The organism is Streptomyces sp. NPDC088910, from assembly GCF_044749865.1.
Classification (GTDB): Bacteria; Actinomycetota; Actinomycetes; order Streptomycetales; family Streptomycetaceae; genus Actinacidiphila.
On the sequence record NZ_JBIVIV010000010.1, the window covers coordinates 205,393 to 229,362 of the forward strand.

A 23,970-nucleotide genomic window follows, 5' to 3' on the forward strand; every position below is an offset into this window, starting at 1 on the left:
CGGCGGCGAAAGCAACCAGTAAAGGTCAACCCGCCTCAAGGCGTTGCAGGCACCCGGCGCAAGTCTGGCCGGTGTTGGCCCTCTTCGTCGTGGACAGGTCGCGATGGTGAGCCCCTGGCCGAGGTCGCGCGGAACGGCGCGAAAACCGTTGCGGTCGGAGACCGGTCGCAGATTCGGGTGATCGGGGTCGGCGATCTGTTCGGTAGAGGGCACCATCAGGCCGGGCCTTGACGCTCAGGGCCGGGCTACTGGAATGTCGGCTTGCATCACCAGGAACAGCATCCGAGGAACGGGGCGTCACCGGTATCGAGCTCGGCCAGGAAGAAGCTGTCGGGTTGCAGTGACGCTCAGAACTACGTGGATGATGTCATCGGCCTCCCATCTGAGAAGAAGCCGCGATCCGGCGTGGGGATCGGTGGGGGGCGCATGGATACTGAGGACCATGCGCATCGACATTGATCCCGGCCAGGTTGAACGGAACGTCTTCTACAAGCTTCTGACCTCGGTCGTTGTACCCCGGCCGATCGCCTGGGTGTCGACGACGTCGGCGGCGGGCACGGACAATCTGGCCCCGCACAGCTTCTTCACGGTGGCGTGCGTGAGTCCGCCGGTGGTGCAGTTCACGTCGGTGGGGCGGAAGGACTCGGTGCGGAACATCGAGGAGACCGGGCAGTTCGTGGTGAGCCTGGCGCCGGAGCATCTGTTCGAGCAGATCAACGCGACGGCGACGGACTTCCCGCGCGGGACGAGTGAGTTCGACGCGGTGGGGATCGCGCGGGAGCCGAGCCTGAGGGTGAAGCCGCCGCGGGTGGCGGCCTCGCCGGTGGCGCTGGAGTGCGAGCTGCACAGCACGGTCCGGCTGGGGGACTCGACGGTGGTGTTCGGGCGGGTCGTGCACGCGGCCGTCTCGGAGGCGGTGATGGACGACGGGCACCCGGACGTACGGAAACTGCGCCCGCTGTCACGGCTGGGCAAGGACGAGTGGGGGACGCTCGGCGAGATCCTGGAGATCAAGCGGATTCCGCTGGCGGACTGGTCCGGTCCGGGGATGTGACCGCTCCGGCGACCGTCTCGGAGGAGTCCGAGGGCTCGGCGGAATCCGGGTCGGCCGCGCGCGCCGAGCGGGTGCGGCGGGCCACCATGGCCGCCGCCACACCCGTGACGCCCAGGAAACCGAGGGCCAGCAGGAAGACCGGCGAGGTCGGGGAGGCGGCGCGGCTGCCCGCGACCACGTAGGCGGCGGTGTTCGCCGCGCTGCCCGCCGCCGTGGCGGTGAGGAAGGGCAGCAGCCGGATACGGGAGACGGCCGCCGCGTAGTTGGCGGCGGCGAAGGGCACACCGGGGAAGAGCCGCAGCGCCAGCGTGCTGCGGAAGCCGTGCCTGCTGAGCTGCCGGTCGAGCGAGAGCGCGATCCGCCCGCGCAGGAAGGGCCGTACGGCGTCACGGCCGAGCAGCCGCCCGAGCAGAAACGCGAGACCCGCGCCCAGCACGGTCCCTGCTATGGCGGCGGGCAGCCCGGCGTGGATGCCGTACAGGGCCCCGGCGGCGGCGTTGAGCAGCGGTCGCGGGACAAACGCGACGGTGCACACGCCGTACGCGAGCGCGAAGAGGACGACCGCCATCGTGCCCGACGTACGCGGCAGGCCGTGCGCCAGCAGATGCTGCGGCTGCCACGCCAGTACGGCGGCCCCCGCGCCCGCCAACAGCAGGATCAGCAGCGCGAACCGCGCCCACGGGGAGAGCAGTACGCGCGAAAGACGGACGGCCGCCCCGTACGGAGCGGAGACCGGGACTCGCGGGAAGCGGTCGAGCATTCAGGCAGCGTAATCGAGACGGGCGGCAGATGGCGCCTGTCGGGTTGCCGCACGGCGGGGGCGGGGCGCCGCGACACGTCTACGGCCGGGGACGGGTGCGTGGCGCACGCCGTACGGGCCGGGGACGGGTGCGTGGCGCACGTCGTACGGGCCGAGCGCGGAGTCCGGCGGAAGATCGTCGGACCGCGCGGCCCCCGCGTCACACCGTGTCCGCCACCGTCAACTCCCCGTCTCCCCCCGCCTTCTGAAGCTGCGGGCCGCTGCCGGTGACGACAGGGGAGGCCGCGTGGGGCGAGCGGCGGTCGAGGACGCCGGCGGTCACGGCGATGCCGAGTCCGGCGGCGGCGAGGACCGCGCCGACCAGGGCGGGGGAGGTCCAGCCCCAGCCGACCGAGATGGCGACGCCGCCGAGCCAGGCGCCGCCGGCGTTGGCGAGGTTGAACGCGGAGTGGTTGGAGGCGGAGGCCAGGGTCGGGGCCTGGCGGGCCTTGTTCATGACCAGCATCTGGATCGGTGTGGTGGTGAGGAAGCCGACGGCGCCGAGCACGACCACCCCGATCGGGGCGGCGACCTTGGACTCGGCCGCGTAGTGGAAGCCGAAGAGGACGACGGCCAGGGCGCCGAGCGAGAAGTACAGCGTCGGCCGCAGGGCCCGGTCGGTGAGGGGGCCCGCGGCGAGCGTGCCCAGCGTCATGCCGACGCCGAAGAGGGCGAGCAGCCACGTGACGGAGGAGTCGGCGTAGCCGGTGACCTCGGTCATCATCGACGCGAGATAGCTGTAGACGGCGAAGATCCCGGCGAAGCCGAACACGGCGGTGAGCAGGCCGAGCAGCACCTGCGGCTCGCGCAGGGCGCGGAACTCCTGGGCCACTCCCACGTGTTCGTCGGTGGGCAGACGCGGGATCAGCAGCGCGAGCGAGCCCAGCGCGATCAGGCCGATCACGGACACCACGAGGAAGGTCGCGCGCCAGCCGAGACTCTGGCCGAGCGCGGTCGCGGCCGGCACGCCGACGATGTTGGCGATCGTCAGGCCGAGGAACATCGCGGCCACCGCCCGCGCCCTGCGGTCCTCGCTCACCATCCGGGCCGCGACGACGGCGCCGACACCGAAGAAGGCACCGTGCGGCAGGCCCGCCAGGAAGCGGCCCACGAGCAGGGTGCTGTAGCCGGGGGCCACGGCGGAAGCCGCGTTGCCGAGCGTGAAGAGCGCCATCAGCAGCAGGAGCATCCGCTTGCGCGGGACGCGGGAGCCGAGCGCGGTGAGCAGGGGCGCGCCGAGCACGACGCCGAGGGCGTAGGCGGAGACGAGATAGCCCGCGGTGGGCACCGATGTGCCCAGGTCGTCAGCGACGTTGGGCAGCAGGCCCATCATCACGAATTCGGTCGTGCCGATGCCGAAGGCGCTCACCGCCAGAGCGAGTATGGCCAGGGGCATGGAGCAGCATCCTTCTGAAGTGTTCGGGGTTCGGGACCCGTGGGCGCCGGGTTCGTACGGGGAGGGTTCGTGCACGCCGGGTTCGTACGGGGAGGGTTCGTGCACGCCGGGTTCGTGCGGGCGGACATCATGAGTGCCGCGCTCGGGCTCGCGGCGGTGCCCGCCACCTTCTAAGTTCCTTCGCGGAACAAATTCTCGCACGCGGTTGCTTCGCATACGTCACCACCGGGTGAAGTCGTGTCGACCATCACGCCACGCCTCCCCGGAAGGCGACGGAAAACCTTTGGACGTACCACCGACCCGGCAGGGATGATCACCGCATGTTCCGGCTCACCTTCCTCGCAGACGCCACCGCAGCAGCGGTCGCGCCGACGAAGGCTGCCCGGAGCGCACGGGACACCTTCTTCGACGGCGCACGACGCTGACCCTCCCCGGACAGTCATCCGGCGGACCCCGCAGGGGGAGGGTCGGTCCGGCTCATGGGGTCCGGCCGCGTCAGACAACTCCGTCAGAGGAAGAGAAGAGACGACGTCCGTCATGTCCAAGCAGAACTACGTGCGCACCAAGCCACACCTCAACATCGGCACCATGGGTCACGTCGACCACGGCAAGACCACCCTCACCGCCGCCATCACCAAGGTCCTGGCCGACCGCGGGACCGGCACCTTCGTGCCGTTCGACCGGATCGACCGGGCCCCGGAGGAGGCGGCCCGCGGGATCACCATCACCATCGCGCACGTCGAGTACGAGACCGACACCCGGCACTACGCGCACGTGGACATGCCGGGGCACGCCGACTACGTGAAGAACATGATCACCGGCGCCGCGCAGCTCGACGGCGCGATCCTGGTCGTCTCCGCGCTCGACGGCGTGATGCTGCAGACCGCGGAGCACGTCCTGCTCGCCAAGCAGGTCGGTGTCCGGCACATCGTCGTCGCGCTGAACAAGGCGGACGCGGGGGACCCGGAGCTGGCCGACCTGGTCGAACTGGAGGTGCGCGAACTGCTCACCGCCCACGGGTACCCGGGCGACACGCTGCCCGTCGTGCGCGTCTCCGGGCTGCGCGCGCTCGACGGCGACCCGCGGTGGACCGCCGCGATCGAGGCGCTGCTCGACGCGGTCGACACGCACGTGCCGGTCCCGGTGCGCTACACCGAGGCGCCGTTCCTGCTGTCGGTGGAGAACGTGCTCACCATCACCGGGCGCGGCACCGTCGTGACGGGCGCGGTCGAGCGAGGGACCGTACGGCCGGGCGACCGCGTCGAGGTGTACGGCGAGGGGCACGGCGACGGGCCGCTGGTGAGTGTGGTGACCGGTCTGGAGACCTTCGGCAAGCCGATGGAGTCCGCGCAGGCGGGTGACAACGTGGCGCTGCTGCTGCGCGGTGTGCAGCGCGCCCAGGTGCGGCGCGGCGACATCGTCGCGGCGCCGGACAGCGTGGCCAGCCACACGCGGTTCACGGCGACGGTCTTCATGGTGCCCGCGGCCGAGGGCGGCCGGCACACGCCGGTCTCCACCGGCTACCGGCCGCAGTTCTACATCCGCACCGCGGACGTGGTCGGCGACGTCGACTTCGGCGGGCCGGGCGGCATGGCGCTGCCCGGCGACACCGCCGACATCAGCGTCGAGCTGGGCCGCCCGCTCCCGCTGGAGCCGGGTCTCGGCTTCGCGATCCGCGAGGGCGGGCGCACGGTCGGCGCGGGCACGGTCACCGCCGTGGGCTGAGCCGCCCACCCGGCGACCGCTCCCAACAGGGCCCGGCCGCAAGAGGGCTCGGCCCATCGCGGCCCGGCCGCGACAGAACCCGGCCCCGTCGAACCCCGAACAACCGGGGGACGGCGGGGCCGGGCCGTGCGCGGGGCCCCGCGCACGCGCCGGTACGGATCACGCCCGATCCCCGCCCGCTCGGTAGCCCCGATCCCACGGCAGCGGCCATCGGCCCGCACGGACACCCGCACCCCCGTACGGAAACCGCCCGCCTGGGACAATGACCCCGTGAGCCACACCCCGGAGGACCCGCCAACCGCCCCAGAAGAGGCCCCCGCCCCCGAAGCGGTCCCCGTGATCCGCCCCGTGGACTTCGGGGAAGCCCGGCTGATGCCGGACGTGGACCGGCCACGGGGCTGGCTGTTGACGGTGGACGGGGCACCGCAGTCGTATGTGGACCTGGACGATCCGGAGTGCCTGGAGTTCGAGTACGTGCGGCGGATCGCGTACGCGCTGGAGGCCGGGAGCGCGCCGGGGGAGCCGGTGGCGGCCGTGCATCTCGGGGGCGGCGGGATGACGGTGCCGCGGTGGCTGGCGTGGGCGCGGCCGGGTTCGCGGCAGGACGTCATCGAGGCCGACCGGCGGCTGGCCGCGCTGGTCGCCGAGCATCTGCCGCTGGCCGACCCCGCGTCGGTGACGGTGCACACGGCGGACGCGCGCGCGTGGCTGGCCACGGCGGCCGAGGCGAGCGCGGACGCGGTCGTGGCGGACGTCTTCGGCGGCGCGCGCGTGCCCGCGCACCTGACGTCGGTGGAGTTCGTGCGCGCCGCGCGCCGCGTCCTGCGCCCCGGCGGCGTCTACGTCGCGAACGTCGCCGACGCGGCCCCCTTCGCCTTCCTGCGGTCCCAACTGGCCACGGTCCGCGCCGTGTTCCCCGCCCCCGCCGAGATCTGCCTGCTCGCCGAGCCGGGCGTGCTGCGCGGCCGTCGCTTCGGCAACGCGGTGCTCGTGGCCAGCGCCGCGCCGTTCCCGGTGGACGCGCTCGCCCGGCTGTGCGCCGCCGACGCCTTCCCCGCCCGCGTGGTGCACGGCGCCGCGCTCGACCGTTTCACCGGTCGCGCCCGCCCGGTCTACGACACGTCGGCCGCGCCCTCGCCGACCCCGCCGGACGGCGCCTTCACCGTCGGCTGAGCGGGAACGGCGTCCGGGTGCGCCACGGTGCTGCCCGCCACCACCCCGTGCCCGCCGCCCGTACGCCGTTCCAGCCGTCGTACGTCCGGCAGCGTCAGCACGGCGCCCGTCAGCAGGACGACCACCGCGGAGCAGCCCCACAGCGCCTGCGTACGGCCGAAGAGGCTGGCGGCGGGACCGGCGAGGGCCAGGGCGATCGGTGTCACGGCCACCGAGCCGAACCAGTCGTACGCCGACACGCGTGACATCTTGTCCTCGGCGATCTCCTGGTGCAGCGCGAGCATCCAGCCGACCGCGAAGACCTCGATGGCCACGCCGGTGATGAACATGGCGAGCGCCAGGATCCACAGGGGAGAGGCGAGGGCGAGCGTGGCGCTCGGCAGGGCCAGGGGGAAGACGCCGAGGGTGCCCGCGAGCAGCATGCGGCGCGGTTTCCAGCGCATCATCAGCAGGCCGCCGCCGACCGTGCCGACACCGAAGGCGGCCATGGCCAGGCCCCAGGGTCCCGCGCCGCCGAGATGGTCGCGGGCGACCAGCGGCCCGTACACCGCCTCGGCCGCGCCGACCACCGCGTTGACCACGGCGAACTGCACGACGATGCCCCACAGCCAGGAGCGGGAGACGAACTCCCGCCAGCCCTCGCGCAGATCGCTGACGATGCCGGACGCCCGCGCCGGGCGGTCGCCCGCGGCGACGTGCAGCCGGGAGCGCATCGCGGCAGCGGCGGCGAAGCCCAGCGCGTCGATCGCCAGCACCCAGCCGGGCCCGAACGCGGCGACGAGCGCGCCGCCGACGGCCGCGCCGCCGATGGTCGCGCCGTTCATCGACATCCGGAAGACGGCGAAGGCATTGCCCGCGTGCGCGGACTCGACCGTGGAGAGCACCATGCCCTCGGAGGCGGGGGAGAAGAAGGCGTGCGCGCCGCCGCCGACCGCGGTCAGCAGCGCCATCTGCCACAGCGCGGCGTGCCCGGCCAGGACGAGCACCGCGAAGGCGGCCTGCGAGAGCGCGTTGACGAGGTTGGCCGTCACCATCACTCGCTGACGCGGGATGCGGTCCGCGACCGCGCCGCCGATCAGCAGGAAGACCACCATGGCCAGGGTCCTGGCGGCGGCCACCAGACCGACGCCGGTGGCGCTGCCGCCGGACTCGATGACGGCGTAGGCGGCGGCGATGAGCGCGCCGGAGTTGCCAAGGTTGGTGATGAACGAGGCGGTGACCAGCAGTTGGAAATTCCGCCCGGCCCAGGACGGGAGGCGGCTCCTGGGGTCCCGAGAACGCGGACCGGGCGGGCGGGCGTCGGAGGGGCCGCCGCTGCGGGCCGTGTCGTTCGAGGTCACCCGGGGGACTATGCCCGCAGTCCGTTTCCTCTCGCAAACGGATTCCGGCCGGTCCGGGAGCGGCGGGCACCCGCCGCCCGCCGCTCCTTGCTACTTCTTCAGCGGCCGGATCGTGCTCTTGATCTTGTCGATCACCGAATCCGAGAGCTGGTCGGGCACCCCGCGGTCGGCGTAGAGCACCCACACCACGAGCTTCTTGGCGGCGTCCGTCTGCGTCGGGTCGCTCCAGGCGACGGTGTACGCGGCCCCGTCCGCCGAGCACTTGCTGCTCTTCGGGATGTTGGCGGCGGTGGCCGACGCCTGCCAGCCCGAGATGCCGTGCGCGTTGTGGAACGCCTTGCTGTTCTGCACCTTGGAGAAGGTGCCCTTGCCGTTGTCCTGATAGGCCCAGTACGCCCACGACACGGCCTGCACCTCGGCGGCGTTGCGCACGCTCTTCGCCCCGTTGGCGCCCTTGGTGCCCACGGCGGCGCGGTCGGCGCTGCTGTTGCCGTTCTTGCACCAGTCCTTCTTGTAGTACGCGGGCGCGCTCATCGCGACGGCCGGGTCGCCGTTCTTGTCCTCGAAGCCGATCGTCATGCCCTCGCTGTCGACCGACCAGTCCGGCGGTACGTCGAAGGCGACATTGCGCTCGCTGCGGATGACGACCTTCCAGCCCGGAATGACCGGCTTGACGTCGAGCGCCGCCGGGTCGCCGCGCGGCGAGTCGCCCGTGTCGGCGTTGCCGCCCGTGGCGGTGGAGGTGGGCGCGGTGGTGGACGGCGTGCCCGTGGGCGACTGCGGCGCCGACGCGGTCGGACTCCCGTCCTTCGCGTCCGTCTTCTTCTTGTCGTCACCGGTGAGGTAGACCGCGCCGACGACGACCGCGGCGATCACCGCGACAGCGGCGGTGATCGCGATGCCGACCGTCAGCCCCTTGCGGTCGCGCTGCGGCGGCTGGCCACCAGGGCCGCCGGGACCGCCGGGACCGCCGGGCACGGGCGGCCCCCAGTTCTGCGGAGTCGGGTAGCCGCCGGGCGGCTGCTGTCCGTAGCCGGGCTGGCTGTACGGGGACGGGGTGCCGTAACCGGGCTGCCCGTACGGCTGGGTGGGCGCCGCGGACTGGTTCGGCGGCGCGGCCTGGCCAGGTCCCGAGGGCGGCTGGCCGTAGGGCGGGGCCGACGGATGCTCCGGCGGCTTCTGGAAGTTCGGCGGACCGGACTGGGCGGGCTGGTTCGGTTGCTGCTGGTAGCCCGGCTGAGCGTACGGCGAGGGCGTGTCGTAAGGCGTCGGCCGGCCGTACGGCCCCGGCGGATTCGGCGGGGGGGCGCCCTGCGGGTTCTGCTCTCCCCCGTTGTGCTGTTCTCCTGGCCACATGGCTGGAAACACTAGGGGAGTGGGCCCGACGGTTCCACGCCGGATACCGCTACTGGCTGGTAACATCGCGCCATGTCCGAGACCTTGCCTTCCATTGGCGACATGATGGCGGCCACCGTGCCGATGGCCCGCACCCTCAACCTCGAGTACATCGAGACCACGGCGGAGCGCGCCGTCGTGCTGCTGCCCGACCAGCCCGACTTCCACAACCACGTCGGCGGTCCGCACGCGGGCGCGATGTTCACCCTCGCCGAGTCCGCGAGCGGCGCGATCGTGCTCGCCGCCTTCGGCGACCAGCTCGGCCGGGCCGTGCCGCTCGCCGTCCGCGCCGAGATCGCCTACAGCAAGCTGGCGATGGGCCCGGTGACGGCCACCGCCGAACTGGGGCGGCCCGCCGCCGACGTGGTCGCCGAGCTGGACGCGGGGGAGCGCCCCGAGTTCCCCGTCGAGATCTCCATCAGCAGGGAGGACGGCGCCGAGACCGCGCACATGACGGTGGTGTGGACGCTCCGGCCGAACCGGTGAACCGGGCACTTCACGCCGGTCGCGGAGCGCCGCCCCGGACGGCCCGCCGATCGGCTTGTTTGACTCGCTCTTGACCGGACTTTCGCGGCGATCGGTCCGTTAGGCTTCGGCGGTGTGCGCCGCGTGCGCGCAACCCACCGTTGTCCAGGGGAGGAACCCCGCTGTGCACGTCCAGGAGTGGCTCGACGGCATCCCGCCGATCCTCGTCTATCTGATGGTCGGTCTGGTCGTCGGCGTCGAGAGCCTGGGCATTCCGCTGCCCGGCGAGATCGTCCTGATGAGCGCCGCGCTGCTGTCCTCGCAAGGGCACGTCAACCCCTGGCTGGTCGGCACCGCCGCCATCATCGGCGCGGTCGGCGGCGACTCCATCGGCTACTCGATCGGGCACCGCGGCGGCCAACCGCTGCTCGACCGGCTCGGCCGCAGATTCCCCAAACACTTCTCACCCGGCCATGTGGCCACCGCGGAGCGCTCGTTCCAGCGCTGGGGCATGTGGGCGGTCTTCTTCGGCCGCTTCGTGGCCCTGCTGCGGATCTTCGCCGGGCCGCTGGCCGGTGTGCTCAAGATGCCGTACTGGAAATTCCTGATCGCGAACCTGCTCGGCGGCATCGTCTGGGCGGGCGGCACCACCGCGGTCATCTATTACGTGGGCGTGGTCGCCGAACCCTGGCTGAAGAGGTTCGGCTACTTCGGACTCGCCGCGGCCGTGCTCTTCGGCATCGCCTCGTTCCTCTTCGTGAGGCGGCGCGCCGCCAAGGCGCAGGCGGAGTTCGAGCAGCAGGAGGCACCGGCGGCGCCCGGTGTCGCGGTGGCGCAGGGCGAGTAGGCCATACGACACTGCGCGGACGGCGGGCCCCGGATCTCCGGGCCCGCCGTCCGCGTGTCGGCCGTCGGTCAGGGACTCGCGGTGCGCGCATCGGCCGTCAGCCCCGCCACTCGCAGTGCGCGTCCGCCGTCAGCCCAGCGACTCCCGGTGCGCGTCGGCCAGCGCCACGTAATGCTCGGCGTTCAGCCGTACCGTCGCCTTCTCCTCCTCGGTCAGCTCCCTGCGCACCTTCGCGGGCACGCCCGCAACCAGCGATCCCGGCGGCACCCGCATCCCCTGCGGGACCAGCGCCGCCGCCGCGATCAGCGAACCGGTGCCGATGTGCGCCCCGTTGAGCACCGTGGCGCCCATCCCGACCAGGACGTCGTCCTCGATCACACAGCCGTGCAGGACGGCGTTGTGCCCGACCGTGACGCCCTCGCCGACGACGGCGGGGAAGCCGGGGTCGGCGTGCACCGTGCAGTTGTCCTGGATGTTGGAGCCCGCGCCGACCGTGATCGACTCGCAGTCGCCGCGCAGCACCGCGTGGTACCAGACGCTCGCGCCCGCGCCCAGCGTGACGTCCCCGAGCACCACCGAGCCGGGAGCGGTGAACGCGGTCGGGTCGATCTCCGGTGCGCGGCCCAGAATGTCCGCGATCAGCGGTACGGGGACGCCGCCGCCCGCCGTGCTCCCGCCCTCCGCGCCTGCCGCGCCCGCGCTCCGCGTAACCGCCGAGTCCGTCATGCCCACCGCCCTCGTCGTCGGTCCTGTGGTCTCCACCCGGCACCGTATACGGTGGGCCCGTGCCGAAGAACGAGAACGTGTTCTCCTCCGCGACCGCCGCCGCCACGGCCTGGCGTCGCCGCGTCGGATCGCGGATGGTGCACCGCGGCTGGCGCTGGGTGCAGAACGCGGGGGCGGTCACCGCCGCGCGCCCGGGACCGCTGCGCTTCGGCCGGATCGGCGAGGGCACCCGGCTCGCCTTCCCGCAGGGCACCGTCTTCGGCGAGCCGTGGATCCACCTCGGCGACCACTGCGTCATCGGCGAGCAGGTCACCCTCACCGCCGGGATGATGCCGGGCCTCGACCTCGGGCCCGACCCCGTCCTGCGCCTCGGCAACGGCGTCGTCCTCGGCCGCGGCAGCCACGTCGTCGCGTCCGTACCGGTGGTTTTCGGCAACGACGTCTACTGCGGCCCGTACGTCTACGTCACCAGCGACAACCACTCGTACGACGACACGACCCAGCCCGTCGGCAAGCAGTGGCCGCGCACCGCGCCGGTCGAGATCGGCAGCGGGAGTTGGCTCGGCTCGGGGTGCGTGATCCTGCCCGGTGCGCGGCTCGGCCGCAATGTGGTCGTGGCGGCGGGCGCCGTGGTCCGCGGCGAGGTGCCCGACTTCGCGGTGGTCGCCGGAGCGCCGGCCCGGATCGTACGGCGCTGGGACCCGGACACCGGCTGGCAGCCGCCCCTGCGCACCCCGCCGCCGCTGCCGGTCCCCGAGGGCGTCACCCCCGAGCAACTGCTGGCGCTGGCCGATCTGGAGGACCGGCCCTGAGCGCCCGGCCCCGGCACTCGCCCTGAATCTCCGCCGCCGTGCGGGCATTTGTTACGTTGCCCGTATGCGCGCACCGATCGGCAACTTCGACGAAGCCCACCCCGCCACCGAGCGCCGCGACCTGCTCCCGCCGCCGGTCGCCGCCGCCGTGACACCCGACATGCTCTACGTCGACACGGACCCGGAGAAGGCCGACACCGCCGTCTTCGTCGAGACCTACGGCGACGACCTGCTGACCGCCTCGGCGAACTGCGTGGTCGTCGCGGGCAAGCGCGGCCAGGACGTCACGCTCGCCGCGTGCCTGGTGCTCTCCACCACCCGCGTCGACGTCAACGGCGCGGTCCGCCGCCACCTGGGCTCGCGCAAGGCGTCGTTCGCGCCGATGGACACCGCCGTGGGCGAGACGGGCATGGAGTACGGCGGCATCACCCCCGTCGGTCTGCCCGCCGACTGGCCGCTGCTCGTCGACGCGGCCGTCGTGGAGGCGCCGCACCTGGTCATCGGCAGCGGCGCGCGCCGCGGCAAGCTCATCGTGTCGGGCAAGGCGCTGGCCGCGCTGCCCGGAGCGGTCGTCCTCGAAGGACTCGGCATCTGACGACGCGGGGCCACGGGGCTGCGGAGCCGCAGGTCACGAGCGGTCCTCCAGCCTGCGGTGCAGGGCCCTGCCGCCCGCCACCACGGCCGTACCGACCGCCACGCCGGCCAGCACGGCGAAGATCTTCCACGCCCCGGACAGCACACCCATCAGCGCCACGAGCACGACCAGACCGAGGACGAAAGCCAGCACCGGCAGCGCGTAGTACCAGAGCTGCGCATACGTCCGCTCGTCGAGTCCGAACGGCGGCGGCGGAGCTTTGCGTCCCATACCCCCACCGTAAACCCACAGGTCAGGGCAGGCGCGGGATCTCGATCGCCGGGCAGCGGTCCATCACCATCTCCAGGCCGGCCGCCCGCGTGCGCTCGTACGCCGCCTCGTCGATCACGTCGAGCTGGAACCACACCGCCTTCGCGCCCACGGCCACCGCGTCGTCCGCGACCCCACCCGCGAGCGAGGAGTTCACGAACACGTCGACCACGTCGACCGGGAACGGGATGTCGGCCAGTGAGGCGTACCCCTGCTCGCCGTGCACGGTCTCGGCCTTCGGGTGCACCGGCACGACCCGCTTGCCGAACCGCTGGAGCACGCCCGCGACTCCGTAGGCGGCCCGTGAGGTGTTGTTCGACAGCCCCACCACCGCCCAGGTGTCCCCGGTACCGGTCAGGATCTTCCGCACCGTCTCCGCGTCGCCGTACACGCCGTCCTCCAGCCGCTCGCCGTCACATCGTCCACGTACTGCCGTCGTGCCTGGTCAAACACGCCTCCCGCGCCCGCCATTCCCGGTCGCGGCCCGTAGGCTGACCGGATGGTGGACCGGTATCTGACGGTGGCGCGGGCGGGGGTCTGCGAGAGCGAGATCAAGCGCTCGCGGTTCCTGTGCGCGCTCGCGCCCGTGGCGAGCGAGGAGGCGGCGCAGGACTTCATCGCCCGCGTCCGCAAGGAGCACGCCGGGGCCAGCCACAACTGCTTCGCGTACGTCATCGGCCCCGAGGGGCGGCTGCACCGGGCCAGTGACGACGGGGAGCCGGGCGGGACGGCGGGCACCCCGATGCTCCAGGCGCTGCTGGGCCGCGAGGTCCGGGACACGGCGGCCGTCGTGACGCGGTACTACGGCGGTGTCCAGCTCGGGGCGGGCGGACTGGCCCGCGCGTACGGGGGCGCCGTCACCGCCGCGCTGGACGAGATCGGCACGGTCGAGCGGCGGCGGCTCGTCCTGGTCACGGTCACCGTGGACCACCAGCGCGCCGGGCGGCTGGAGAACGAGCTGCGCGCCGCCGGACACGCCATCCGCGGTGTCGCGTACGCCGCCGCCGTGACCATCGACCTGGGCGTACCGCAGGCGGATCTCCCCGGCTTCCGTTCCTGGCTGGCGGACGCCACATCGGGCGCCGCCGAGGTGACGGTGGGCGGCAGCGCGTATGTGACCGTGACACCCTAGGACATGTCCGACTTTACGGACACGCCCTAGCGCCCTCGGGCGCGCTCCGCGAGGTCGGTGCGCAGGCGGGTGAGGCGGTCGATCTCGGCGTCCAGGAGGGCGAGCCGGCGGTCGACGACGTCGGCGAAGGAGCCGGGCCGGTCGGCGGACCCGTCGCAGGGGGCGGGCGGGTCGGCCGCCAGGAGGTGGAGGCGGTGGGCGCGGCTGCGCAGATCCTCGACGGTCAGGCCGAGGGCGAGCAGCTCACGGATCACGCGCAGCCGGGCGACCTCGGCGGGACCGTAGTCGCGCTGGCCGGAGCCGGTGCGGGCCGGTGGCGGCAGCAGGCCGCGCTGCTCGTAGAAGCGCAGTGCGCGCGGGGTGGTTCCGGCGGCTGCCGCCGCTTCGCCGATCCGCATCCGTCCCCCCGACGGTCCTCGTACCGCTAGCCCATTCCTACTCCAGCTCCACTATCGCAGCCCCGAAGTGCCGCCCGCCGATCAGATCCGGCAGCGCCTCGGGCGCGCGCTCGATGCCGGTGACCGTCGTGTGCGGGAAGCGGATCTCGCCCGAGCGCAGCCAGCCGCCGAAGCGCGAGGTCCACTCCGCCTCGACCTCCGGGTGGTCGGTACCGCTGTAGCCGCGCAGGGACAGGCCCTTGACGACGAGCCGGTACGAGTCGATCTCGACGGGAGCGCTGCCGCCCGCCCGGTCCGCGGAGAGCTGTCCGGACAGCGCGCCGATCAGTGCGAAGCGCGCGCCCTGGTTGGCCGCGCCGAGAGCCGCGGCCAACTGCTCGCCGCCGACGGTGTCCAGCACGACGTCCACACCGCCGGGCGCCGCCTCGGCGAGCTGACGCGCGAACGGCCCGGAGCCGCGCAACACGACCGCGTCGTAGCCGAGTTCGGAGCGCAGCCGGTCGGCCTTCCACGGCGAGCCCGTACTGCCGATCACCCGGGCCGCGCCCAGCAGCCTGGCGACCTGCCCGGCCAGTGTGCCGACCGCCCCCGCCGCGCCCGTGACGAAGACGGTGTCGCCCGCCCGCACCTGGGCCAGCCGGGTGAGCGCGCCGTACGCGGAGGAACCCTGGGCGAGATACGCCACCGGGTCGGGCAGTGTGTCGTCCAGCACGGCGCACTGGGCGGCGGGCACCAGCGCGTACTCGCGCCAGCCGAGCAGGTGCAGCACCGGGTCACCGGGACGCGGCCCGTCGCCGTCGGGCGCGGCGACCACCTCGCCGACGGCGGGCCCGAAGAGCGTGTCGCCGTGGCGCAGCGGCGGCAGCGGGACGCCGTCGCTCTCACCGCCGAGCAGGGTGCGCAGGCCGGGGAAGACGAGGAAGTGCCGGTTGCGGACGAGGACTTGGCCGGGGCCCGGCTCCGGGAGCGGCGTCTGCACGACGGCGAAGTCCCCGGGCGAGGGCAGTCCTCGGGGGACGGCGACGATCCGCACTTCGCGGCTGGTGCGGGGCAGGACAGAGGGGCTTGCCTGAGGGGTTACCGGTGGCGTTGCGGACATGGACGGGTCTCCTGAGGACGCGCGGATTCGGGGCGGCGGTGTGGTGCGGTGCCGTCGGCCGGGGCGCGGTGACGTTAATCCCTGACCCGCGCGTCAGGGTCAAGCGGTGTGCCCTTTTAGGGGAGTTACTAACGAATTACAGGGTCTTACAACGGTTTCATGCCTTCCGGTGACCTGATCACCGATCTCCACCGCCTGCCGGGCGGCGACCTTCTACACTCCATGACCACCGCCGGTGAGCCACGGCGCACGGGCCGCGAGCCCGGATGAGAAGATCGCAGCGGTACGGATCGGGCGCCGGAAGCGGCGCGGCACAGGTGCCCGCGGAAGCCAGTCGAAGTCGTCTGACGCCCGCGGGAGTCGAGGAACGGCGAGGGTGAGCGTGCGGGTCGGAGCGGTCGCGTGAGATTTCTGCACACCTCGGACTGGCACCTGGGACGCTCCTTCCACCGCGTCAGCCTGCTCGACGCCCAGCGCGCCTTCCTCGACCACCTCGTGGACACCGTCCGCGCCGAACGCGTGGACGCCGTCCTCGTCGCCGGGGACGTCTACGACCGCGCGGTCCCGCCGCTGTCCGCCGTCGAACTCTTCGACGACGTACTGCACCGGCTCGCCGACCTGGACGTGCCCACCGTCATGATCTCCGGCAACCACGACTCGGCCCGGCGGCTCGGCGTCGGCGCCCGCGTCATGGGCCGCTCCGGCATCCACCTGCGCACCGACCCGGCGAGCTGCCACCGGCCCGTCGTGCTCACCGACGAACACGGCGACGTCGCCGTCTACGGGCTGCCGTACCTCGAACCGGCCCTGGCGCGCGAGGAGTTCGCCGCCGACCGAGCCGACCACACGGCGGTGCTCGGCGCCGCCATGGACCGGATCCGCGCCGACCTCGCCGAACGCCCCGCGGGCACGCGCAGCGTCGTGCTCGCGCACGCCTTCGTCACCGGCGCCGCGCCCTGCGCCAGCGAGCGCGACATCACCGCGGGCGGCGTCGAGGCCGTACCCGCCGGGGTCTTCGACGGCGTCGACTACGTGGCACTCGGCCACCTGCACGGCTGCCAGACCCTCACCGAGCGCGACGCGACGGGCGAGCCCCTGGCCGAAGGCCAGGGGAGGATCCGCTACTCCGGCTCGCCGCTCGCGTACTCCTTCTCCGAGGAGCACCACCGCAAGAGCATGTGGCTGGTCGGCCTCGGCCCCGAAGGCGCCATCGACGCCGAACGGGTCGACACGCCCGTGCCGCGCGCGCTCGCCCGGATCCGCGGACGTCTCGACGACCTGATCGCCGACCCGGCGCTCGACCGGCACGAGGACGCCTGGGTGGAGGCCACCCTCACCGACCCCTTCCGCCCGCACGAGCCGATGGCCGCGCTCGCGAAACGCTTCCCGCACGTCCTCAGCCTCGCCTTCGAGCCCGAGACCGGTGACGACGACCCGCTCGCCTCGTACGCCAGGCGGCTGCGCGGGCGCAGCGACCAGCAGATCGCCGAGGACTTCGTCGCCCACGTCCGCGGCTCCGCGCCCGCCGCGCACGAGAGCGCCACGCTGAGCGCGGCCTTCGACGCGGTACGGGCGGACACCGTACGGACGGAACGCGCCTGATGCGACTGCACCGCCTCGAACTCACCGCCTTCGGCCCCTTCGCGGCCACCCAGCGCGTCGACTTCGACGAACTCTCCGCCGCCGGGCTCTTCCTCCTGCACGGCCCCACCGGCTCCGGCAAGACCTCCGTCCTGGACGGCGTCTGTTACGCCCTCTACGGCCAGGTGCCCGGCGCCCGGCCGGTGACGCGGCTGCGCAGCGACCACGCGGCGGCGGGCACCGCCACCGAGGTCGTCCTTGAACTCACCCTCGGGACACGGCGGTTGGAGATCACCCGGCGGCCCGAGCAGCCGCGGGCGAAGAAGCGCGGCACCGGCACCACCATGGACAAGGCCGTCACGCTGCTGCGCGAGCACAAGGACGGCGGATGGCAGGCGCTGTCCAAGTCGCACCAGGAGATCGGCGAGGAGATCAAGCAGCTCGTCGGCATGAGCTGCGAGCAGTTCTGCCAGGTCGTGCTGCTGCCGCAGGGCGAATTCGCCACCTTCCTGCGCGCGAGCGCCACCGAAAGGACCGCACTGCTCGGACGGCTCTTCGACACGCGCCGCTTCAAGGCCGTCGAGCACTGGCTGCGCGACCGCAAGCAGGACGCGGCCCTGCGGCTCGCCGCCGGTGACAAGGGGCTGGTCCACCTCGCCGAGCGGATGCGCCAGGCCGCGGGCGGCCTGGCGGCCGGGGCCGTTGCTGACGGAGCGCCGGACGAAGGCCCCTCGCCCGAAGGGCTGTTGGAGTGGGCCGCGGTCCTGCGCTGCGACGCCCGCGAGACCGCCACGATCGCCGCGCAGGCCCTGCGGCACGCCGAGGCCGCCCACCGCGCCGCCGCCACCGGCTTCGACGCCGCCCGCGACCTCTCCGCCCTCCAGTCCCGGCACGCCGAGGCCCGCCGCCGCGCCGCCGCCCTCGACGGTGAGCGCGCCCACCGCGCCGCCGCCCGCGACCGCCTGGCCCGAGCCCACCGCGCCGCGACCGTCGAACCCGCCCTCGCCCTGCGCGACAAGGCCGCCCTCCAACACCGCGAAGCCGTCGCCCTCGAACACCGCGTCCTCACGGACCTGACGACCGCGGGCGAACAGCCCCCGACGCCCGCCGTACCGCACCACCGATCCCCGGTGGAGACGCCCGCCCGGCAGGCGGCCGGTCCACTGGCGGCCGACGCGCCGGGCCCCCGACCGGCTTCCGGCCCGGCCGAGCCCGGCCGGTCCTCGGACGGCCAAGACACCGGGTCCGGTGGCCAGTTGCCGCTCGGCGGACCCGGCGAGCAGCGGTCGGCCGGTGGGCCCGCAGATCGGGCGTCGATCGGGTACGGCGAAGAGCGGACCGTCGGCCCGACCGAGGTCAGGTCCGTGGACCGTCAGGACGTCAGGCTCGGCGAGCAACGGAAGGCCGGCCGGGCCGAGAGGGCGCCCGAATCCGCCTCTGTGCCGCCCAACAGCCCAGCGGAGCACGGGCCTTGGCGCGCCGAGGCGCTGGCGGGACGCGCGGGGGAGCTGCGGGAGGAGCTGGGCGGCCTCGCCCGCGCCGGAGAGGCCGAGCAGCGCGTGCGGGAGATCGCCGAGCGGCGCGCGGCGCTCGACCGGGAGGAGCGCGCGGACGAGGGAGCCGTACGCGAGGCCGACGGATGGCTGGAGGAGTGGCCGACGCTGCGCACCGCCTTGCAGACCAGGGCGGACGGCGCGGCCGAGGCCGCGACCAGGGCTGCGGGCCTGGCGGCTGAGCTGGAGACCGCGCGCCGCCGCAGGGACGCGGCGGACCAACGCGACCGGCTGGCGCAGGAGTTGACGCGGGCTCAGGACCGGGCGCGGGACGCGCGGGACACGGCGGCACGGGCCAGGGAGACGTGGCAGGACCTGCGGGAGGCCAGGATCGACGGCATCGCCGCCGAATTGGCCGAGCAGTTGGCGGACGGCGAGCCCTGCCGGGTGTGCGGCTCGCCGGAACACCCCGCCCCCGCGCGGCCCGCCGCGCAGCAGGTCACCCGCGCCGACGAGGACGCGGCCGGCGCCGCCTACGAACGCGCCGCGGCCCGGCACGAGTCGGCGCGTACCGAAGCCGACCGGATCGGGGCCGCGTGGGAGGCCGCCGCCGCCACGGCGGGGGACGAGCCGCTGGCCCGGCTGACCGCCGCCTGCGCCGTACTGGATGCCGAACACTCCACCACCGCACGCGCGGCGGCCGACGTGTCCGAGGCGCGCCGGGCGCTGGAGCGCGCGGAACAGGAGCGCGACCGCCGCACGGCGCAGCGGCACGAGGCACAGAGCAGGACCGACGTACGCACCTCGCGGCGGGAGGAACTGGACGCGCAGCAGCGGCGGTTGAGCGCCGAGTTGGACCAGGCGCGGGCCGGGTACGCGAGCGTCGCGGACCGGCGGGCCCGGCTGTCGGCGCGGATCGCGCTGCTCGACCGGGCGGCGCACGCCGTACGCGACCGGAGCGACAGCCGGCAGCGGCTCGCGGAGGCCGACACGGCGCTCGCGGAGGCCGCGACCCGCGCCGGTTTCGCGGCGCCCGCCGACGCCGAGGCCGCGCTGCTCGACCCGGAACGGCTGTGGCGCGCCGAGCGCGAGGCCGAGGCGTGGGCCAAGGAGGAGGCCGCCGTCGAAGCGGATCTCGCCGCGCCCGAACCCGCCACCGCGGCCCAACTGCCGCCCGCGGACCCGGCAGCCGCGCAGGCCGCACTCGCCGCCGCGACCGACCGGCTGCGTGCCGCATCGGCCGCCGAGTCCGCCGCCGCGACCCGCCGCGCCGAACTCGACCGGCTGTCCGCGCAGGCCGCCACCCGTACCAGGGAACTCGCCCCGGCCCGCGCGGAGTTCGACGCCATCGCCCGGCTCTCCGACCTCGCCTCCGCCACCACCGCGGAGAACCGCTACCGGATGGAGCTGGAGACGTACGTGCTGGCGGCGCGGCTGGAACAGGTCGCCGCCGCGGCGGCCGTACGCCTCCAGCGCATGTCCTCGGGCCGCTACACCCTCGTGCACACCGACGCGCGCGGCGGCGGCCGGGCCAAGTCGGGGCTCGGCCTGATGGTGGTCGACGCCTGGACCGGCACCGAACGCGACACCGCGACGCTCTCCGGCGGCGAGACCTTCTTCGCGTCGCTCGCCCTCGCGCTCGGCCTCGCCGATGTCGTGACCGACGAGGCGGGCGGCGCCCGCCTCGACACCCTCTTCATCGACGAGGGCTTCGGCAGCCTCGACGACCAGACCCTCGACGAAGTGCTCGACGTCCTCGACGGCCTGCGGGAACGCGACCGCGCGGTGGGCATCGTCAGCCACGTCGCCGACCTGCGACACCGCATTCCGGCCCAACTGCGGGTCGTCAAGGGCAGGGACGGATCGAGCGTGCGGATGCGGACCGGGGCACCGGCCGCCGCCGGAGGCGGGCCGGTCAGAGCGTGAGGGGGCGCCGCTCCAGCGGTGAGGAGTAGACGATGCTGGTCGTGACCGCGCCGAGCCCGGCGATCCGCCCGGTGGTCTCCTCCAGATGTCGCATGGACCGCGCCGCGACCTTCATCACGAAGCAGTCGTCCCCCGTCACGTGATGCGCCTCGAGCACCTCGGGGGTGGTCGCCAGCATGTCGTGGAACGGCCGGTAATTGCCGGTCGGATAGCGCAGCCGGACCATCGCGAGGATCGGCAGCCCGATCCGGTCGTGGTCGATCACCGCCGAATATCCGGTGATCACCCCGGCCTCCTCCAGGCGCCGGACCCGCTCCGTGACGGCGCTCGGCGACATCGAGACGGTACGGGCCAGCTCGGCGTAACTGGCCCGGCCGTCGCGTTGCAGGGCCTCCAGCAGCCGCCAGTCGGTCGGGTCGAGGGAATAAGCGGTCATGCACGAGGGATAGCAGGGGAAAGCCCGGCCGATCAAGGCATTTGCGGGGGAAGCGCACTTCCGGCAAGCCGGGCGCGACCGTAGATTCTGCGCCATGACACAGCGGACATCCCAGCTCAGCGCCACCCCTGCCACCGCCGTCGGCCCGGTCCTGCGGGTGCCACCGGCAGCCCCTGCCGACGCCGCCGCGTACTTCGCGGCCTCCCTGGCCTTCCACACCGACGTCTCCGATGTCGCCGCGGCACTGGAGGCGGCCCGCGCCACGGGCGGCGACCCCGGCTTCGTCGTGCTCGACTCCCGCTCCACCGAGTCCTGGGACCAGGGCCACATCCCCGGCGCCGTCCACCTGCCGACCGCGCGCGTCCACGAACTCGCCGCCGAATTCCTCGACCGCGACGTCCCGGTCGTCGTCCACTGCTGGGGCCCCGCCTGCAACGGCGCCACCCGCGCCGCCCTCGCCCTGGCCGGCCTTGGCTACCGGGTCAAGGAAATGCTCGGCGGCATGGAGTACTGGATCCGCGAGGGCTTCGCGTACGAGACGGCCGACGGCCCCGCCCGGCGCACGGCCGACCCCCTGACCGCGCCGGTCGGCGCCGACGACTGCGGCTGCTGACCCCGACGTCCGCCCGTTCGGCCGTTCAGTCCGGCAGCGACGTCAGCTCGTACGCCCACAGCTCCCCGCGGTCCGCGACCCGCACGAAGCCGACGCGCTCCAGAACGGCCTGCGACGGGCGGTTCGCCGGTTCCGTGGTGGCGAGCACCACCAGCACACCCGGCTGCGCGAGCGCCCACTGGCACAGCACCCGCGCCGCGTCCGTGGCCCAGCCCGCGCCCCGCCCCGACTCCGACAGGTCGTACCCGATCTCCACCGCGCCGCCGTCCGGCGGCCCGTGGAACCCGGCGCCGCCCAGCGCCACCAGGTCGTCACTGCGCTGTATCGCGAAGACGCCCCAGCCCGGCCGGTAGACGCCCGCCGCGGCGGCGGCCACCGTCATCGAGGCCGCGCCCACCGTGCCGTCCCCCGGCACGCCGTCGACCCACACCAACCCGGCGGGCTTGCCGTCCGCCAACAGCGCCGCGTCCTCCGGAAGCTGCTCACGCAGGGTCAACCGGCCCTGCGTCAGCACCAGCCGTCCACCGTCATGGGAAGCGTGCAACGTCATCGAGCCGTACCGCCTTCTGCGAGCTGTCGTCCCGGCGTCGAACCGGAAGGCAGCAGCGTAACCGCCTCGCGCGGCGACCCCGTGCCGAGGGCCGCGCCCGGCTTTTCCGCGGGCGGGGGGAACCGCGCGACCGGCCCCCACGGGGCCGCGGGCACAGGGTCGCCCCGGTGGGGCAGACGCTGTTTCGCGACCACCGGACCGGTGGGGGCCGAGCGCGCGGTTCCCCCCCGGCGCGCCTTCGGGGCACAGGTCTCCCCGGGCGGCGAGGCGGGGCTCGCGTCACCGGGAAATGCCCCGACCGGAGGTCAGAGCGCCGAGATCTCCGCCACCAGGTCGTCGAGTCCCAGCGACCCGAGCGACAGGGCCGCCATGTGCCACGCCTTGGCGTCGAAGGCGTCACCGTGCGCCGCGCGAGCGGTCTCGCGGCCGGTGAGCCAGGCACGCTCGCCGAGCTTGTAGCCGATGGCCTGGCCGGGCATGCCGAGGTAGCGGATGAGCTCGCTGTCGACGAAGTCGGCGGGCCGGCCGCTGTGGAGGCCGAAGAACTCGCGGGCCAGCTCGGGCGTCCAGCGCTCGCCCGGGTGGAAGGGCGAGTCGGCGGGGATGTCCAGTTCGAGGTGCATGCCGATGTCGACGATGACGCGGTTGGCCCGCATCATCTGGGCGTCCAGGTACCCCAGGCGCCGCTCGGGGTCGGTGAGGAAGCCCAGCTCGTCCATGAGGCGCTCGGCGTACAGCGCCCAGCCCTCCGCGTTGGCGCTGACCATGCCGACGGTGGCCTGGTAGCGGGACAGGCTCTCGGCGACGTGCACCCACTGCGCGATCTGGAGGTGATGGCCCGGCACACCCTCGTGGTACCAGGTGGAGACCAGGTCGAAGATCGGGAAACGGGTCTTGCCCATCGTCGGCAGCCACGTACGGCCGGGACGGCTGAAGTCCTCCGAAGGACCGGTGTAGTACGGGGCCGCCGCGCCGCCGGGGGGCGCGATCCGGGACTCGACGCGCTTGACCCGGTCGGCCAGCTCGAAGTGCGTACCGTCCAGCGCCTGGATCGCCTCGTCCATCAGGCCCTGGAGCCAGTCGCGTACCTCGTCCACGCCCTCGATGGCGGTGCCGTGCTGGTCCAGGTGGGCCAGCACCTCCCAGGGGGACTTGTCGGGCAGGATCTTCGCGGCCTCGGCGACCATCTCGGCGTGGATGCGGTGGTATTCGGACCAGCCGTACGCGTACGCCTCGTCCAGGTCGAGGTCCGTGCCGTTCCACAGCCGGCACCAGCGGGCGTAGCGCTCGCGGCCCACGGTGTCGGACGTGCCCTCGGCGGCGGGGGCGTACGTGTCGCGCAGCCAGTCGCGCAGGGCCGCGTAGGCGGCGGTGGTCTCGGCGGCGGCGGCGTCCAGCTCGGCGCGCAGCTCCTGCGGCCCCTCGGCGACGAGCGCGGTGAACCAGCTCTCCCCGCCGTCGTCGCCGATCCACTCACCGATCTGGCCGATGACCGTCGACACCTGGCGCGGGCCCGCGTACAGCTTGCGGGACAGGCCCTCGGCGAGCGCGGCGCGGTAACTGTCGAGCGCGGCCGGGACGGCGCGCAGCCGGGCGGCGAGATCGGCGTAGTCCGCCGCGGAGTCGGTCGGCATGAGGGTGAACGCGTCCCGGACGCTGTGCGCGGGGGAGCTGAGGTTGCTCACCGCGCGCAGGTGCTCGTCGGCCGCGTGCACGGCGAGTTCCGCGCTCAGCCGCTCGCGCAGCAGCCGCGCGCACCGCCGCTCGGCGTCGCTCTCGCCACCGGGCCGCGCCTCCGCCTCGGTCAACCGGTCCAGCGTGGCACGGGCCAGCGCGGCCAGCGCGTCGGCGCCGGCCGGTGAGAAGTCCGGCAGGCGGCGGGCGCTGCCGGGGGCGCCGAGGTAGGTGCCGAGGACCGGGTCGAGAGCGAGGAGATCGTCGACGTAGGTGTCGGCGACCTGGCGGGGCAGAGGGCTGCTGGTGATATTGGACATGGCGCCATCCTGGTACGAGACCGGCCCTCGCGTCACCACCATTGTGTGCGTGGTGCCTTACGCCTGGCGCGTACGCCGCAGCTGGGGGCGTGTTCCCCCGCCCTCGCGCCCC

General features: G+C 73.7%; 23 protein-coding genes. 11 read left to right on the plus strand and 12 right to left on the minus strand.

Features of this window, described 5'->3' with window-relative positions:
- The first annotated feature begins 442 nt into the window (after positions 1-442).
- Complete coding sequence (locus ACIP4Z_RS23380; protein WP_355350251.1) at positions 443-1,054, plus strand: flavin reductase family protein; 612 nt, start codon at positions 443-445, stop codon at positions 1,052-1,054.
- On the opposite strand, the gene ACIP4Z_RS23385 is transcribed toward ACIP4Z_RS23380, so the two are convergent.
- Together ACIP4Z_RS23385 and ACIP4Z_RS23390 are read right to left on the minus strand one after the other, a co-directional pair.
- Positions 1,011-1,814, minus strand: coding sequence for a TVP38/TMEM64 family protein (locus ACIP4Z_RS23385; protein ID WP_401311075.1), 804 nt, complete (start codon positions 1,812-1,814; stop codon positions 1,011-1,013). The two genes, ACIP4Z_RS23380 and ACIP4Z_RS23385, sit on opposite strands and share 44 nt — an antisense overlap.
- A gap of 199 nt (positions 1,815-2,013) precedes the next feature.
- Positions 2,014-3,249: an MFS transporter gene (locus ACIP4Z_RS23390; RefSeq protein WP_401311078.1), complete on the minus strand. Its 1,236-nt coding sequence runs from the start codon at positions 3,247-3,249 to the stop codon at positions 2,014-2,016.
- 537 nt (positions 3,250-3,786) lie between these two features.
- Here ACIP4Z_RS23390 and tuf point away from each other — a divergent pair.
- Both tuf and ACIP4Z_RS23400 read left to right on the plus strand, forming a co-directional pair.
- Positions 3,787-4,974: an elongation factor Tu gene (gene tuf / locus ACIP4Z_RS23395; RefSeq protein ID WP_401311081.1), complete on the plus strand. Its 1,188-nt coding sequence runs from the start codon at positions 3,787-3,789 to the stop codon at positions 4,972-4,974.
- A gap of 372 nt (positions 4,975-5,346) precedes the next feature.
- Positions 5,347-6,147: a spermidine synthase gene (locus ACIP4Z_RS23400; RefSeq protein ID WP_401311295.1), complete on the plus strand. Its 801-nt coding sequence runs from the start codon at positions 5,347-5,349 to the stop codon at positions 6,145-6,147.
- On the opposite strand, the gene ACIP4Z_RS23405 is transcribed toward ACIP4Z_RS23400, so the two are convergent.
- A complete protein-coding gene (locus ACIP4Z_RS23405) occupies positions 6,087-7,487 on the minus strand; it encodes an MFS transporter (protein WP_401311084.1) in 1,401 nt (466 codons plus the stop codon). The genes ACIP4Z_RS23400 and ACIP4Z_RS23405 overlap by 61 nt on opposite strands.
- Positions 7,488-7,577: 90 nt before the next feature.
- Positions 7,578-8,843, minus strand: a complete 1,266-nt coding sequence (locus ACIP4Z_RS23410; RefSeq protein ID WP_401311087.1) for a hypothetical protein — start codon at positions 8,841-8,843, stop codon at positions 7,578-7,580.
- Positions 8,844-8,915: 72 nt separating this feature from the next.
- On the opposite strand from ACIP4Z_RS23410, the gene ACIP4Z_RS23415 reads away from it, so the two are divergent.
- Both ACIP4Z_RS23415 and ACIP4Z_RS23420 read left to right on the plus strand, forming a co-directional pair.
- Entirely contained in the window at positions 8,916-9,368 is a 453-nt protein-coding gene (locus tag ACIP4Z_RS23415; protein ID WP_355341307.1) for a DUF4442 domain-containing protein, read from the plus strand.
- A 163-nt stretch (positions 9,369-9,531) separates the two neighbouring features.
- Positions 9,532-10,194 (plus strand): DedA family protein, encoded by a 663-nt coding sequence (locus tag ACIP4Z_RS23420; RefSeq protein WP_355341304.1) that lies wholly within the window; start codon positions 9,532-9,534, stop codon positions 10,192-10,194.
- Positions 10,195-10,323: 129 nt separating this feature from the next.
- On the opposite strand, the gene ACIP4Z_RS23425 is transcribed toward ACIP4Z_RS23420, so the two are convergent.
- Positions 10,324-10,836 carry a gamma carbonic anhydrase family protein gene (locus ACIP4Z_RS23425; RefSeq protein ID WP_355341366.1) on the minus strand — a complete coding sequence of 171 codons (513 nt, stop codon included), beginning with the start codon at positions 10,834-10,836 and terminating at the stop codon, positions 10,324-10,326.
- A 143-nt stretch (positions 10,837-10,979) separates the two neighbouring features.
- On the opposite strand from ACIP4Z_RS23425, the gene ACIP4Z_RS23430 reads away from it, so the two are divergent.
- Together ACIP4Z_RS23430 and ACIP4Z_RS23435 are read left to right on the plus strand one after the other, a co-directional pair.
- Positions 10,980-11,732 (plus strand): acyltransferase, encoded by a 753-nt coding sequence (locus tag ACIP4Z_RS23430; RefSeq protein ID WP_355341301.1) that lies wholly within the window; start codon positions 10,980-10,982, stop codon positions 11,730-11,732.
- A gap of 64 nt (positions 11,733-11,796) precedes the next feature.
- The gene (locus ACIP4Z_RS23435) at positions 11,797-12,327 is read left to right on the plus strand and encodes a YbaK/EbsC family protein (protein ID WP_355341298.1); all 531 of its coding nucleotides are present in this window, start codon (positions 11,797-11,799) and stop codon (positions 12,325-12,327) included.
- A 33-nt stretch (positions 12,328-12,360) separates the two neighbouring features.
- On the opposite strand, the gene ACIP4Z_RS23440 is transcribed toward ACIP4Z_RS23435, so the two are convergent.
- Both ACIP4Z_RS23440 and ACIP4Z_RS23445 read right to left on the minus strand, forming a co-directional pair.
- Positions 12,361-12,597, minus strand: a complete 237-nt coding sequence (locus tag ACIP4Z_RS23440) for a hypothetical protein (RefSeq protein WP_355341295.1) — start codon at positions 12,595-12,597, stop codon at positions 12,361-12,363.
- Between the two features lie 22 nt (positions 12,598-12,619).
- Entirely contained in the window at positions 12,620-13,027 is a 408-nt protein-coding gene (locus tag ACIP4Z_RS23445; RefSeq protein ID WP_355341292.1) for a CoA-binding protein, read from the minus strand.
- A 108-nt stretch (positions 13,028-13,135) separates the two neighbouring features.
- Here ACIP4Z_RS23445 and ACIP4Z_RS23450 point away from each other — a divergent pair, with 108 nt between their 5' ends.
- Complete coding sequence (locus ACIP4Z_RS23450; RefSeq protein ID WP_391045207.1) at positions 13,136-13,768, plus strand: YigZ family protein; 633 nt, start codon at positions 13,136-13,138, stop codon at positions 13,766-13,768.
- A gap of 26 nt (positions 13,769-13,794) precedes the next feature.
- Here ACIP4Z_RS23450 and ACIP4Z_RS23455 read toward each other — a convergent pair whose 3' ends face one another.
- Positions 13,795-14,166, minus strand: a complete 372-nt coding sequence (locus tag ACIP4Z_RS23455) for a MerR family transcriptional regulator (RefSeq protein WP_391117895.1) — start codon at positions 14,164-14,166, stop codon at positions 13,795-13,797.
- Between the two features lie 37 nt (positions 14,167-14,203).
- Positions 14,204-15,265, minus strand: coding sequence for an MDR family NADP-dependent oxidoreductase (locus tag ACIP4Z_RS23460; RefSeq protein WP_401311094.1), 1,062 nt, complete (start codon positions 15,263-15,265; stop codon positions 14,204-14,206).
- A gap of 402 nt (positions 15,266-15,667) precedes the next feature.
- Here ACIP4Z_RS23460 and ACIP4Z_RS23465 point away from each other — a divergent pair, with 402 nt between their 5' ends.
- Positions 15,668-16,867 carry an exonuclease SbcCD subunit D gene (locus ACIP4Z_RS23465; RefSeq protein WP_401311097.1) on the plus strand — a complete coding sequence of 400 codons (1,200 nt, stop codon included), beginning with the start codon at positions 15,668-15,670 and terminating at the stop codon, positions 16,865-16,867.
- On the plus strand, positions 16,867-20,265 hold the full coding sequence (locus tag ACIP4Z_RS23470) for an AAA family ATPase (protein ID WP_401311099.1): 3,399 nt from the start codon (positions 16,867-16,869) through the stop codon (positions 20,263-20,265). The genes ACIP4Z_RS23465 and ACIP4Z_RS23470 overlap by 1 nt, the downstream gene beginning before the upstream one ends.
- Here the strand turns inward: ACIP4Z_RS23470 and ACIP4Z_RS23475 are convergent.
- Positions 20,255-20,701 (minus strand): Lrp/AsnC family transcriptional regulator, encoded by a 447-nt coding sequence (locus ACIP4Z_RS23475; protein ID WP_355341274.1) that lies wholly within the window; start codon positions 20,699-20,701, stop codon positions 20,255-20,257. The two genes, ACIP4Z_RS23470 and ACIP4Z_RS23475, sit on opposite strands and share 11 nt — an antisense overlap.
- Before the next feature lie 94 nt (positions 20,702-20,795).
- Here ACIP4Z_RS23475 and ACIP4Z_RS23480 point away from each other — a divergent pair, with 94 nt between their 5' ends.
- On the plus strand, positions 20,796-21,314 hold the full coding sequence (locus tag ACIP4Z_RS23480; protein ID WP_401311103.1) for a rhodanese-like domain-containing protein: 519 nt from the start codon (positions 20,796-20,798) through the stop codon (positions 21,312-21,314).
- A 25-nt stretch (positions 21,315-21,339) separates the two neighbouring features.
- Here ACIP4Z_RS23480 and ACIP4Z_RS23485 read toward each other — a convergent pair whose 3' ends face one another.
- Together ACIP4Z_RS23485 and ACIP4Z_RS23490 are read right to left on the minus strand one after the other, a co-directional pair.
- On the minus strand, positions 21,340-21,864 hold the full coding sequence (locus tag ACIP4Z_RS23485) for a GNAT family protein (protein WP_355341268.1): 525 nt from the start codon (positions 21,862-21,864) through the stop codon (positions 21,340-21,342).
- Positions 21,865-22,169: 305 nt separating this feature from the next.
- Positions 22,170-23,858, minus strand: coding sequence for a DUF885 family protein (locus tag ACIP4Z_RS23490; RefSeq protein WP_391045192.1), 1,689 nt, complete (start codon positions 23,856-23,858; stop codon positions 22,170-22,172).
- Positions 23,859-23,970 lie beyond the last annotated feature (112 nt).